This is a genomic window from Streptomyces sp. NPDC048483, assembly GCF_040651455.1.
GTDB lineage: Bacteria > Actinomycetota > Actinomycetes > Streptomycetales > Streptomycetaceae > Streptomyces.
This window is the reverse complement of sequence record NZ_JBEZJZ010000005.1, coordinates 168,319-181,453: the sequence shown is the minus strand read 5'-3', so window position 1 is coordinate 181,453 and position 13,135 is coordinate 168,319. Positions and strand designations below refer to the sequence as shown.

Sequence of the window (13,135 nt, the reverse complement as noted above, 5' to 3'; positions counted from 1 at the left end):
ACGGCAGACCACTGAAAGCCACACCCGACACCCCTGGGTGAGCCAACCCTACGAATGGCTCGCTCATCCCGATCAACAAGGTAGGGACCACTGAAGTTCGCCCGAAAATCGCCTGGCTGGATGGTGGTGTGGTCGACAGTCCTTCGCCGTGAACGAAGTGCTGCCGCAGTTGAACGAGCTGCTGTTTTCCTCGGTCGAGGGCGTATTGGTGGAATCGGTCGAGGTGATCGACACGGTCGTCCGGGTCGAGGCCCGTACGACCGCAGGGCGGGCGGCCTGTCCGGGGTGCGGGTGCTGGTCGGGGCGAATACACGGCTCCTCCTGCACCAACGCCTGGAAACTGTGGGAGGAGATCAGGGAACAGGGCTGTCCCCGCGGCTACGCCAGTGCCCGTGCCTACGTCAGCAGGACGCTTCGCGGCAAACCCCAACCGGTCGGCCCCCGCCCGCCGTCAGCCCGGGCCGTTACGCGCTGGATCCTCACCCACCCCGACGCCCTACCCGAAGGCGACCGGCTCCAGCTCAAAGCCGTCCTGGCCAATTGCCCCGAGCTGACGGCACTTGCCGAGCACGTGCGCTCCTTCGGGCACATGGTCGCTCACCTCCAGGGTGACCGGTTGCCGACCTGGATCGAAGCGGCTACCTCCACCACCGAACTGCCCAGCCTCCGGAGCTTCGCCCCACACCTCGAACGCGACCTCGACGCCGTCACCGCGGGCCTCACACTGCCCTGGAACTCCGGCGTCGTGGAGGGTCATGTCAACCGGATCAAGATGCTCAAGCGCCAGATGTCCGGCCGCGCAGGATTCGATCTCCTGCGCAAACGAATCCTGTTGGCGTAACCGAGAGTCACGCGACCACACGAAGTGGACCAGAGCCTGGCCGGGGGCGTCGATGCGGTGCGGAGTGTGGCCGTCGGCCTGTCGTCCGGCGGCGGACAGCTGCCGATGCCGGTTGCTGGGGCGGACGCCGGCTGCCGGTCGCAGCTCTGGAGCAGCAACGGTGAACTCCCGCTCCCCACAGCGGCGCAGGAACCGGCGAGGCGCGCCTTCTGCCCGTCCAGTCGCCCCTCCGCTGCGCGCGTGACCGCCCTCACACCGCACCGCATTGACCTTCACATCGATGTGAAGGTTCGAGCATGTACCTCAGACGAATCCGCCGCACCCAACAGAGATGCGGACGTGCAGACACGAGGTGAGCCCTGATGGACAACCAACTCTTCGACTACAGCCCGATCGTCGAGCGTACGCCGATCCACTGGCCGAAAGGCGCCCGGATCGCCTTCTACGTGGGGCTGAACGTCGAGCACTACCAGGTCGACCGCCCCTCGACGAGCATCTTCCCCGGCACCGCGGGGCTGGCGCCGGATCCGTTGAACTACGGCTGGCGCGACTACGGGCCCCGGGTGGGCATCTGGCGGTTGATCAACAGCCTCGACCGGCACGGGATGCGCGCGAGCGTCATGCTCAACTCCGACGTCGCCGAGCGCTACCCGCAGATCATCCAAGCGGGACGGGACCGCAACTGGGCGTGGGCCGCCCACGGCAAGAACAACTCCCTCTTCCAGGCCGATATGACTCCCGACGAGGAACGCGCCTATCTGGCCGAGGTGATCGGCACCATCGAGAAGGCGACCGGCCGCCGCCCGCGCGGCTGGCTCGGTCCCGCGCTCACGGAGACCTTCCGGACACCGGAGCTGCTCGCCGAACTCGGCCTGACCTACGTGATGGACTGGTCCAACGATGACCAGCCGTATCGGCTCAACGTGCCCGGGATGCTGAGCGTGCCGTATTCCATCGAGGTCAACGACATCAGCCTGTTCGTCGGCAAGAGCCTGAGCGGGCCGGACTTCGTGCAGATCGTCAAGGACCAGTTGGACCAGCTGTACGCCGATTCGGCGGACAGCGGCCGAGTGATGTCGCTGGTCCTGCACCCTTTCGTCATCAACCAGCCGTTCCGGCACAAGTACCTGGACCAGGCGCTCGAGTACATCGTCAACCATCCCGGCGTATGGCTGACGACCAGCGACGAGATCGCCGAGCATTACGCCAGGACCGCCGGGCGGGAGTCCGTATGACTGCGTGAGCGCGACCGGGCTGATCGGGCAGATCGGGTCGGGGAAGCCGGCTTCGGCGGTCGGCGCCGACCCCCGGTGGATCTGAGTAGAGGACTGAGTAGGAGCGCTCAGGGCGGAGGGAGGCGGGGCCAGGATGCTGGGGCCATGACATCGCCGCTCTCCGACCCGCTGCCGTCCGCGCCCAGCCCCGCTCAGCCCTCCCCGTTGCCGCTCTCGGACACCCGGCCGCGGAACCGCCGGGCGCTGGTGGCGGGCATCGTCGCCGTATTGATCCTCTTGGCGGCCGGCGGAACCGCGACCGCATGGTGGCTGACGCGCGACAAGGACGATTCCCCGCTCGCGGACCGGCCGCGGGTGACGGACAAGGCGGCCGGACTTTCCTACGCGGTCCCCGAGGGCTGGACGAAAAGGAAGGGCGACCTGATCGCGGCCTTCACCTCGTCGATCGCCACGCAGCGTACCCATGACAAGGGAGGCAGTGTCGTGCTCGCCGGCCGAGGGCGGAGCATGCCGCAATCCGCTCTGAAGCAGCAGACGGAGATCGCAGCCCGGTCGAACGCGGAGTTCTTCTACCCGGACCAGGGCTCGATGGTCCAGGAGTCCCGGGCCACGACGGTGAGCGGCCGCCCCGCACACACCGTGGCGCTGAAGGTGAACGACGGAAAGGGCGGCACCGGCCATCTACGCCTGACACTCATCGCGGCGGACAAGCGCCGCTCCGCCTTCCTCCTCGGCGTCGCCCGGCCCGCCGGAGCAGCCGAACGGAAGGAGATCGACACGGTGCTGGAAAGTGCCACCGTGAAATAGCGAGCACGGCCACGCCGCGTCGAAGAGACATCGCGGCACGGTGATCCGCTGATGGAGCGGGTGCCGTAGCGCGTATGGGTCGTGATCGCTGCTGCCGAGCCGGATGGCCGCTGCCGCTTCGGCGACGTGCATGTACGACGGCGTCCCCATTCCTCTTGACTCTTCTTGAACTGGGAGGAAACTGGTTATTACACCAGAAAACCGGAGAGCCGCACCGTCGGCAGAGACGTCTGTTGGCAGGAGACCCTTGGCATGGCTCTGGCTAGGCCCCCGGAAGCCCTGCGCCGCCGGACACTCAGCGACGACTGAGGCAGATGGCGACGACGCGCGGACTGCCGGGGACTGTGTGGTGTGCACGCCCAGCCGCTGATGGATGAGGGCGTCGCAGTCATGGGCCGGGCCCGAGGAGATCGGGCCCGGCGTTTCCGTGAACTCTTGCGCGCCCGCGTTCCTGGCGGGGATCGGGGCGCCCTGTCGTGTGCGCCGCGACCAGATCATGGGCAGCGCGCCGGCGGACTCCGTCGCGTACGACCTTCTCGCCCGCCCAGCGGCGAGGACCGGTCGGCAGTGGGCCGCGGCGCCGAGCAGATTCCCGTCCATAACGCCGGTGAAATCGTGGGCTGTTGTTTCCTGGACCTTGGGGTGGCTACCGAACGATCCCCGCGGGCCGTCCGTCTGTGGAGATGGTCGGTCCGCGAACTCCGTTGAAGGGGCCTGGACCGAACTGCCGTGCCGCCTGGTCCCGTTGGCGTCGGTCAGGGCGCCCACGGCAGCCCGAAACGATCGCTGTGGGCAGTGCCGTCGGCGTCAGCGTCGGGGTCGGCGCGCAGGCCCATGGCCGAGGTGCAGGCGATGTCATTTTTCACCCCGATGCTGATTCCCGGCCTCGTGGCATCCGAGAATGAGAGGCGTGCCTGGTAGACGTATCACTGTCGGCAATCAAGCCTCCCGCCGGCTGTTTCCGCCTTGGCCTCCACCTCTCTGACGGCGCGCCATCGCCGCCACCCCCCAGGAGAAGCCCATGAACCCCCAGCAGGCCCGTGACCTCGTCCGTAGCGTCTTTGGTGAGCAGGTCCACGCCGAGGTGACCGACTTTCCCGGCGGCAACCTGTCCATCACCGTCATCAGCGGGCAGCACGCCGCAACCATCGACGGGCACCCCGACACCGGCTGGGCCTACAGCATCGACCCCGCCGAGGACGACGGATTCACCGGCCATGACAAGTCCGCGGAAACCCTCGAGGAGGCGCTCCGGGGAATTCACGAATGGTTCGCCGGCTGAGCGAGCGGGGTACGGCGCGAGGCGGGGGAGGCGGGGAGGTTGCCTGGGGGGACGGGGCCGGTGCGCTGACGGCTCACATCACCGCAACGAGGACCCGGCCCCGGCTGATCAGCGTATCCGCCGGGTCTGATTTGCTGGCGCATATCGCAAATTCGCCCACTCGGCGCGCTAGTGCCCGAGATGATCCGGCTGCCGCCCGCGGCTGCCCGTAATGCGCCTGTTGCTTTCGTGCACCCGATGAACCGCCTTTCCGCTTTCGTGACGGATCCGTCGCTCTCCGTGCATGTAAGGGGTTAAGGTCGGCATGCGAAAGGGCCCTGAGGCGGCGACCAACCTTCCCGCAGGACCCTTCCGTTCATCTGTTGCCGCGAAGCAAAAAGGAGAAGCCGATGCCTCTTCGTCCGCGTCCTGCAGGGCAGCCGCTTGAAGGGCTGACCAGCGGGTTCAAAATTAGCATGCGTCATGTTTACCGGCGGCAAACATCGAGGGCTGTCGACATGACTGTCAGGATCGGCGTCGGAGCGTTCGTTGCGGTGTCTTCGCTCGGCATTGTGCTGATCCACGGGCCGGCCGCCGCGCCCGCCGTGGCGCTGACGGTGCCGCTCGCTGCGGTGGCGAATCGCTCCTACCTCCGCTGTCGCAGCGTGCAATTGCGGTAGTCGGGGTTCCGCTCCGGTCTCCGCCGCCGCCCGGTCGGCCACGCCGGCCGGGCCAAGCGGAACTCCCACCGCGTTCCGCCCGTCCGGCACCCGGGACGGTTTCGTTTCGCCGGATGCCGACAGCGCTCGCAGCCGCGCAACGAAAGCCCCGCGCACCCCGATCCGCCACGCGACGAAGGCCCCGCACCATCCCATCCGCCGCGCAACGAAAGCCCCGCGCGACCCAAACCGCCACGCAACCCTGTTGGCCCACACGGAACTTCAATGACGAAGAACAAGCCGCCCCTCATCTGCGGCCACTGCCGCTGTACCTTCGAACGCCCCAAGCCCACCGGCCGCACCCCGCGGTACTGCAGCCCGAAGTGCCGCAGCGCCTCCTACCGCGGCCGTACCGCCGCCCCGGCCGCGCCGCGCCGCTACGACGACGATGTCGTACGCATCGGCCGCGCCCTGCTCACCAAGGCCCAGGCCCTCGACCACAGCGCCCACCACCGGGTGCCGGCCCTGCCCCTGGAAGTCCTCGAGTGCTGTGTCGCCCTGCGCCGCGACCTGGACGACATCACCGCCGTCGCCACCCGCCACGCCCTCGCCAACGGAGCCACCTGGCCGCAGATCGGCAAGGTCATGACCACCTCGGAGAGCACCCTGAAAGGCAACTACTCCGCCGAGAAGGTCGACAAGATCCTGGCGAAGCGCGCGGACCGGGGCCCCGCCCGGCTGCGGCGGCCCGCCACCTTGCAGAGCGGCGGGCGCACGCCCACCATCTCGCGGGCCAGCCCGCTCCTCCCCGGCCAGCCCGGTTACGCCCTCTCGCGCGCCCTGTCGTATCTGGGCCGCACCGGCGGGAGCCGGACCGGCCGTGAGCTGGCGGCCGGCGCCGGCGTCTCGACGTCGTACATCTACCGGATCATGTCGGGGGAGCGCACTCCCACCTGGGACGTCGCCGCGGCCTTCGCCCGGGCCTGCGACGCCGACCCGGACGATCTGATGTTCCTGTGGAACGCGGCCCACGCACTGACCTCGCCGCCGCCCGCCGACGGACAGACGTACCCGGAGGCGGTCCACGCCCTCCAGGCCGCCCTCCGCGGCCTCCGGCTGGCAGCGGCCAACCCCGAGATTCCGTCCCTGCTGCGACGCGGTACGGCACCGCTGACCGCCGGTTCGGCGGCCGCCCTGCTGGCCTGCGGCATACCGGCGCCGGGCTTCCTGGACTGGCCGGTGGTCAAGGCCCTGACCACCGCCCTGCAGGGCGACCCGGACACGATCCGGCCGCTGTGGGAACGCCTCGACGCCCTCGCGGCCACCGCCCACGACACACCCGGCGGCGCCTCGTTGCCGGCGGAAGCCTTCGGCTGACCCGCCCCGGCCGCGTCACCCTTCGTCCCGCACCCGCGCACCACGACACCCCTCGGGGGAGCCATGCCGTCCGCATCACCCCACGCCGCCGGCACCACGCCGCACACCACCCCTGTGCGCCCGAAGCTCGGCGAGGCAGTCATCACCGTGGTCCTGCCCGCCGACTTCACCGCCTTCTGCCAGCTCCACCACGACGTCTACCGGCACTACGCCCACCAGCTGATCGCCGACCACGACACGGCCGTCCGCGCCGTCCAGCACGCCCTCGGCGACCTCGCGGCCTCCTGGTCACAGGCCCTCGCCGGGCACCGCACCACCGCCATCGCCTGGAGCGCCCTCACCCGCCGCGTCCACCGCGCAGCCCGTACGTCACCGACCACGCCCGCCGGTGCCCTCTACGCGGACGGGCTCGCACCGGCCATCGAGGCCGACGCGGCGCTCCTGCACCACATCGTCGGCCTCGGTACGGACGATGTCGCGGACACGCTCGGCGCGGAGCCGGCGACCGTCACCTCACTGCTGCACACCTTCGACCGCCGCCTCAACGACACTGCTTCCACAGCGCTGCGGGTGTGCTGGGCGGAGGCGAGGGCGCCGGCCCCTTCCCCCCTCACCCCAGGGTCCGGTCCAGGTTGAACGCCGCGCTGATGAGCGCGAGATGGGTGAACGCCTGGGGAAAATTGCCGATCTGTTCGCCGGTGCGGCCGATCTCCTCGGCGTACAGCCCCAGGTGATTGGCGTAGGTGAGCATTTTCTCGAAGGCGAGCCGGGCTTCGTCGACACGGCCGGCGCGGGAGAGCGCCTCGACGTACCAGAACGAACAGATGGAGAAGGTGCCTTCCTCTCCCCGCAGTCCGTCGGGGCTGGATCGGGGGTCGTAACGGTAGACCAGCGAATCGGACACCAGCCCCTCACCCAGGACGTCCAGGGTGGAAAGCCATTTCGGGTCGGTGGGGGAGATGAACTTGGCCAGCGGCATCATCAGCACCGCGGCGTCCAGGACATCGTCGCCCTCGTGCTGGACGAAAGCCTGCCGTTCGGCGGACCAGCCGCGCTGCATGATCCGCCGGTAGATCGCATCGCGGGCCTGCGCCCAGCGGGGCATGTCCGCCGGCAGGCCGCGGTGGGTGGCGATCCGTATGGCCCGCTCGATCGCGACCCAGCACATCAACTGCGAGTACAGGAAATTCTGGATCTTTCCGCGGGTCTCCCATATTCCTTCGTCCGGCTGGTCCCAGTTGGCGCATACCCAGTCGACCAGTTTTCCGACGTTGTCCCACTGGTCGCTGGAGAGCGGCTCTCCCCATTTGTCGTAGAGATAGAGGGAGTCGATCAGGGCACCGTAGATGTCGAGCTGGAGCTGATTGACGGCGTTGTTGCCGATCCGGACGGGCGCGGAGCCGAGATGCCCTTCGAGGTGGCGGAGTTCTTCCTCGGGGAGTTCGCTGCGGCCGTCGATGCCGTACATGATCTGCAGCGGCCCGTCGGGGCACTGGCTCAGGCAGATTTTTGTGGAGAGGAAATGCACAAAGGCTTTGGCCTCGTCGGTGAAGCCGAGCCGGAGCAGCGCGTAAATGCAGAAGGCGGCGTCCCGTACCCACACATAGCGGTAGTCCCAGTTGCGTTCGCCGCCGATCTGTTCCGGGAGACTGGTCGTGGGAGCGGCCACGATCGCGCCGGTCGGCGCATAGGTGAGGAGCTTGAGGGTGAGCGCCGAGCGGTGCACCATCTCCCGCCAGCGTCCCCGGTAGCGCGACTGGGAAAGCCAGGTGCGCCAGTACCGCACCGTGGCGCCGAACAGTTCCTCCGCTTCCAGCACCGCACACGAGCGCGGCTCGACCCCGCCGCCGATCCGGTCGAGTGCGAAGACGGCGGACTCGCCCTCGTCCAGGGTGAACGAGGACCGGGCGTCCGGGCCGTCGATCTCGACCGGGACGCTGGAGGTCAGCGCGAGGGAGAGATCGGGGGACGCGAAGACGGTCTGGCCGCTCCGGCTGCCGACCGTGTGCGAGTGCCGGCCGTAGTCGAAGCGGGGCGCCACCCGGGCGCTGAACGGCAGCGACCCGCGGACGCACAGCACCCGCCGGATCAGACGGTGCCGGTCCGCTTCGCGTGAGTCGTCGACGATCGGCATGAAGTCCTGGACCTCGCCGACGCCGTTGTCGGCGAAGAAGCGGGTGATCAGGATGTTGGTGTCGGGGAAGTAGAACTGCTTCGTGCGCGCGGGCACGTCCGGGGCCAGCTCGAAGGCGCCGCCGCGGTCGGCGTCGAGGAGGGCCGCGAAGACGCTGGGCGCGTCGAAGCGGCTGCAGCAGTACCAGTCGATGGTGCCGTTCGTCCCGACGAGCGCAGCCGTCCGCATGTCGCCGATCAGCCCGTGCTCGGCGATGGGGGTATAGCGGGGCGCGTCCGCCTTACTGGGGCGCAGGCTTTCGCAGACGGTCATCCGACCTCCCCGGCACGGGGGCGGGGGCACTGGGTTCAGGGTACCTCCGGGGCCGGCTACCGCGCCCCCGCTGCCTGCGCGGCAGCACGCTCCCGCGCGAGCGCGGCCCGCCCGGGGTCACCGAGCCGCTCCTCGAGCCGGGCCTGGGCCGACCAGTTGTACGGGCAGACCGGGCGCAGCTGGATGCGTTCGCTGAGCAGCGCCCGCGCCAGCTCGGTGCGGCCGGCGCGCAGGGTGGCCTCGACGAGGGTGCGCTGGATGGCGTCGCGTTGGGCGTGGCTGCCGCCGAAGGTGTGGAGGCGGTGGCGCAGCGGCAGCAGCAGGTCGGCGGCCCGGCCGTGGTCGTGCTGTCCGTAGGCGATCAGTGCCCGGCAGACCGGCACGCCGATGTCGGCGGTCATGGCACGGTTGGTCACGCCGGGCGTCGCCCCCGCCACCCACTTCTGCCGGTCCTCCACCAGGCGCTCGGCCTGGCCGATGCGGTCCGCGCCCACATACGCCATGACGGCGTGCACGTCGTTGAAGGCATAGTGGGCGCCGTCCTGACGGCTCTCCCAGGCGTCGGCGAGCCGGGACCACCGTGCGCTCTGGTCTTCCCGCGCCGCCAGATACAGCCGCCACAGCAGGGCAGCGGCGTCCAGCAGCTCCATCGCCGCCGACGCCGACGCGTCGTGGTGGAGGGCGGAGTCGTAGATCTCCAGTACGCGGGCGGTGTCGCCCAGTTCCAGCGCGTACAGGGCGTAGTGCCACCAGTTGTGGACGGTGAGCAGGCTGCCCGCGGCCCAGGCATCGGTACGGGCGTCGAGAAAGCGGATCCCGTCGGTGAAGCGGCCCCGCATCTCGTACGTGTGCACCACGCCGTGGATCCCCCACACATCGCGTGGATGCCGGGCGAGCGCCGCCAGGCCGGCCTCCTCGGCGCGTTCATAGTGGCCCGTCTCCTCCAGGCCGAACGCATACATGCCCAGCAGCGGACCGTGGTGCGGGTCGTCCTCGCTCCAGGCGCCCAGCGCCCCGCCGACGCGGTCGCGCAGGCGCTGGGCGTCCCCGGTGAGGAAGTCGCTCTGATGCCCGGCGAAGAGCGCCAGCACATCGCGGGGAAAGGCAACGGTGAGGTCCGCGAGGAGGCGGCCGGCCCCGTGGAGGTCGCCGTCCAGCCAGGCCCCGGCGGCGGCCAGGTGCATCCGCTCCCGCCGGGTCAGCGCCTCCTCGTCCAGCCCGGCGCGGAAGCCGGCAAAGACCTTCCGGGCGGCGGCCGCGTCCCGCTCCTCCGTCCCCAGTACCCCCAGGTACGCGGCCAGCGCCTGCCCCATCACGGACCTTGGGGAGGACGCGAGGACCGCCTGTGCGCTCGCCGCGACCTGCGGCCGGAAGAACAGCAGGTCGTCCAGGGCCTGTTCGTAGTGAGCGAGGGCCTCGGCGCCGGTGCCGCTCATGTGGTGCCCGTGACGGTCCGCTGTCATAGGTCGCTCCTGGGGGGTGCGGTGTCCTCGGATCCCTCCATCGTGGCCGGTCAGGGGCCATGGAGGAAGGGCGACTCGGGGGAGCGGGGGAGGAGCATGCACCCGGCGGAACCCTCTCCCGCCCGGCCCGTACGCATACGGCTCGGGCAGGATGGCTCCCCATGACGGGCGGACAGACGGAACTCGCGGAGCTGCTCAGGCGCGCCGGGCTGGAAGTGACGGCGGAACGGTGGACGGACAATGTCCCGCGGCCGTGGTGCGCCTGGCGGCCGCTCGTGGCGTACGAGGCGGTGCCGACGGTGGCCGTACGCGCCGACCGTCCCGACCTGGTCGCCGCACTGAACGCGCAGTGGCACCGGCTCGCGGTCGCCCACAAGGTGCTCGGCGAGGACGGCGAGTTCCTCATCAGCGTTGCCGGCACCCCGGGAGACAGCGGGGCACGGCACTGGACGCGGGTACGGCTCACCGCGCACTGGGATCTCGCCGGGGTGCTGGGGGACCGCCCGGGGCAGCCGGAGTTCGTCACGCTCTCGCCGGACGGGGCCGCCATGCTGGGCGTGACCTGCGAGGAGTACGAGATCTGGCTCATCGCCGAGGGCCGGTTCGGCGCGCGCAGGGCGGAAGCCGCCGAGGCGGCCGCCCGGGAAACCCCGAAGGAGCGGGAGGCCGCCTGGGGAGCGCTCTCGCGCGGATTGCGCCCCCCGGAGCGGCTGCGCCGGGCCTGGGCGGACGGGCTGGCGCTCAACCCGGCCGCGCCCGAGGACGTACTGCGCGGGCTGCTGGGCCTCTCGTCCCAGGTCCTGCGGCGCAAGCTGCCGAATGCGGTCGTCGATGCCGCCCTCGCCCACCCCCAGTGGCAGGTACGGGGGCTGCTGGCGGAAGCCCAGCCGCACCTGCTGACCGCACAACAGTGGACCAGGCTGCTGCTCGACGAGCCGGATCGCGAGCGCCGGTACGCCCTGGCCGCACTCGCCGCGGACAAGCGCGCCGAGTTCACCGACATCGCGTACGAGCGGCTTGCCACCGACCCCGACCCCCGCGTCCGCGCAGAGACCGCACGCTTCCCGGGCCTGCCGGCGCGGCTGCTGACCGCGCTCGCCACCGACCCCGACCCGCGGGTGCGGACGTCGGCTTGCCCGCCCGCCTGGCCCCACCTGGACGCACCCGCGCGGGAGGTGCTGCTCGCCGATCCCGACGACAGCGTCCGTACCGTCGCGCTGCTGCGCCATCACGAAGACCGTCCCCTGCGCCGGTCGGCCTTCGCCATGCTGGTCCGGCACCCGCGCGGCCGCGGCGAGCACGCGGCCGAGCGGTGCCGCCTGGACCGCGCACTCGCCGAACACCTCGCCCTGCACGACGACCCCGCCCTGCGCCGCGCGCTCGCCAAGAACCCGCACCTGGACGCGGACCTGGTCACCGTCCTCGCCCAGGACCCGGCCGACGACGTGCGCCTGGAGGTGTCCGTACGGCCCGAACTCACCGAAGAGCAGCGGGCAGCGATCCGCATCGACTTCTCCCCGGGCCTCGGTCGCCACACCCTCCCCTGGGTGGCCGCGCTCCACGACGATCCGGACGCCATGCGCCGCTGTGCCACCTCCTCCCACCCCTTGCTGCGCAGCAGCGCCGCCCGCGCCAAGCGCCTTCCGCCGGACGTCGCCGAACGCCTCGCCCGCGACGAGGACCGCGTCGTACGCCTCTTCCTCGCCGAGTCCTGCGACGACGCGCCCGCCGACATGCTCCTGGAGGTCTGGGGATGGTGGACCGGCAGCTTCAGCCACCCCGGACGACCCCGCACCCATCCGAACTTCCCACAGCAGGGCCTGCTGCGCCACGCCGACGCCCCGAACCCCAGGATGCGGCAACTGGCCCTCGACGACCCGGAATCCGCGGCCGCGCTCGTGGAGAGGTTCAGCCGGGACACCGATACGGAGGTACGGCTGCGCGCCGCCACCGACCCCCGCCTGCCGGCCGCCGCGGCGGTATGGCTCCTCGACGATCCGCAGGCGCAGGTGCGCCGCGCGGCGGCCAGGCACCCTCACCTCCCCGCCCGCGCACTGATCCAGCTGCTGCGCGATACGGAAACCGCCGACCACGCGGCCCGGAATCCGGCACTGCCCGCTTCGGTCATGCGGCAGCTGCTTGCCCGGGCCACGGACGACGAGCGGCCGGCACCTGCCGGAGGCCGGGACCGAAGCCCTGGTCCATCGGACGGGGCCCGGGCCTAGGGCGGGTCTGTCCGGTGGATCACGGATGGAGTCGCGCCGAGCGTTTCCGACCTGGCGGTCGCTCGCTCATGGGGCCTACTCGGAGTGGGTGCGCCGGTCGGGCGTGGTGATGTGGCGGGCGCGGTGGTTGGCGACGTTGATGCGGTTGCCGCACAGGCCGGGCATGCAGTAGCGGCGGCTACCGGGTCGGGTGGTGTCGATGAACACTCCCCGGCAGGTGGGCGCGCCGCACGGGCGGAATCGCTGCGCGCCGAGGGTGTGTACGACCCCGAGGATGCCCATGCCGCAGATCAACGAGAGGGCGTCGGCGACGGTTGCTCCCTCGCGGAGTGGGGCGGCCCAGCGTGTGCGGTTCCCGTGTGCGGGATCGGGAATCAGGGTGGCGCCCTGGGCGGGCGAGGTGAGCCTGGTGGCGCCGGCGATGAGGTGGTCGCGCTCGGGGTGACCGATCAGGTCACGCACGGTCGTCCGAAGTGTGTGGACCGCATGAAGGTCGGCTGTGCGTCCGCGGCGGGCGAGCTCGGACAACGCGCCGGGAACGTCGTCGTTTCCGGACCGGTCGCCGTGCAGGTCGGTGAACGCGACGAGGGCGGCCAGGTCGGGCAGATGGTCGTCGCCGCGCCAGACCTCGGCGACGGTGTTGACCAGCTCGGTCGCGACCCCCGCCGCCCAGACGTAATCGCCCAATGCCACTTGCACCCTTTACAGCCCTCCCGCTACTTTCGACTAACAGCCACTTTAGCCCTTACATGTGCGAAGCCGGTGCGATCCGTCTGGCTGCGTGGGCGAGGAGTGGTGACTGCCGCCCACACCTGCTTCGT

11 protein-coding genes are annotated in these 13,135 nt (G+C 70.5%); 8 read left to right on the top strand and 3 right to left on the bottom strand.

All coding sequences use genetic code 11. The annotated features are described in order from the left end of the window. Window positions 1-148: 148 nt before the first annotated feature. From AB0D04_RS04770 to AB0D04_RS04740, 7 genes are all read left to right on the top strand, one after another. Window positions 149-841 (top strand): transposase, encoded by a 693-nt coding sequence (locus tag AB0D04_RS04770; RefSeq protein WP_362699396.1) that lies wholly within the window; start codon window positions 149-151, stop codon window positions 839-841. A gap of 362 nt (window positions 842-1,203) precedes the next feature. Next, a complete protein-coding gene (locus tag AB0D04_RS04765; protein ID WP_362699394.1) occupies window positions 1,204-2,076 on the top strand; it encodes a polysaccharide deacetylase family protein in 873 nt (290 codons plus the stop codon). Between the two features lie 144 nt (window positions 2,077-2,220). Beyond that, window positions 2,221-2,883 (top strand): hypothetical protein, encoded by a 663-nt coding sequence (locus AB0D04_RS04760; protein WP_362699392.1) that lies wholly within the window; start codon window positions 2,221-2,223, stop codon window positions 2,881-2,883. 1,021 nt (window positions 2,884-3,904) lie between these two features. Continuing rightward, window positions 3,905-4,165 carry a hypothetical protein gene (locus tag AB0D04_RS04755; protein ID WP_362699390.1) on the top strand — a complete coding sequence of 87 codons (261 nt, stop codon included), beginning with the start codon at window positions 3,905-3,907 and terminating at the stop codon, window positions 4,163-4,165. A 497-nt stretch (window positions 4,166-4,662) separates the two neighbouring features. Continuing rightward, window positions 4,663-4,824: a hypothetical protein gene (locus AB0D04_RS04750; protein ID WP_362699388.1), complete on the top strand. Its 162-nt coding sequence runs from the start codon at window positions 4,663-4,665 to the stop codon at window positions 4,822-4,824. 264 nt (window positions 4,825-5,088) lie between these two features. Next, window positions 5,089-6,180 (top strand): helix-turn-helix transcriptional regulator, encoded by a 1,092-nt coding sequence (locus AB0D04_RS04745; protein WP_362699386.1) that lies wholly within the window; start codon window positions 5,089-5,091, stop codon window positions 6,178-6,180. Window positions 6,181-6,243: 63 nt separating this feature from the next. Then, window positions 6,244-6,816 (top strand): hypothetical protein, encoded by a 573-nt coding sequence (locus AB0D04_RS04740; RefSeq protein WP_362699384.1) that lies wholly within the window; start codon window positions 6,244-6,246, stop codon window positions 6,814-6,816. Here the strand turns inward: AB0D04_RS04740 and AB0D04_RS04735 are convergent. Together AB0D04_RS04735 and AB0D04_RS04730 are read right to left on the bottom strand one after the other, a co-directional pair. Beyond that, window positions 6,791-8,626: a glycoside hydrolase family 15 protein gene (locus tag AB0D04_RS04735; protein ID WP_362699382.1), complete on the bottom strand. Its 1,836-nt coding sequence runs from the start codon at window positions 8,624-8,626 to the stop codon at window positions 6,791-6,793. The two genes, AB0D04_RS04740 and AB0D04_RS04735, sit on opposite strands and share 26 nt — an antisense overlap. Window positions 8,627-8,682: 56 nt before the next feature. Beyond that, window positions 8,683-10,089: a tetratricopeptide repeat protein gene (locus tag AB0D04_RS04730; protein WP_362699380.1), complete on the bottom strand. Its 1,407-nt coding sequence runs from the start codon at window positions 10,087-10,089 to the stop codon at window positions 8,683-8,685. Window positions 10,090-10,250: 161 nt separating this feature from the next. Between AB0D04_RS04730 and AB0D04_RS04725 the strand changes: the two genes are divergently transcribed. Then, window positions 10,251-12,314 (top strand): PE-PGRS family protein, encoded by a 2,064-nt coding sequence (locus tag AB0D04_RS04725; RefSeq protein WP_362699378.1) that lies wholly within the window; start codon window positions 10,251-10,253, stop codon window positions 12,312-12,314. Window positions 12,315-12,389: 75 nt separating this feature from the next. On the opposite strand, the gene AB0D04_RS04720 is transcribed toward AB0D04_RS04725, so the two are convergent. After that, entirely contained in the window at window positions 12,390-13,007 is a 618-nt protein-coding gene (locus AB0D04_RS04720) for a CGNR zinc finger domain-containing protein (protein WP_362699376.1), read from the bottom strand. Between the last annotated feature and the right edge of the window lie 128 nt (window positions 13,008-13,135).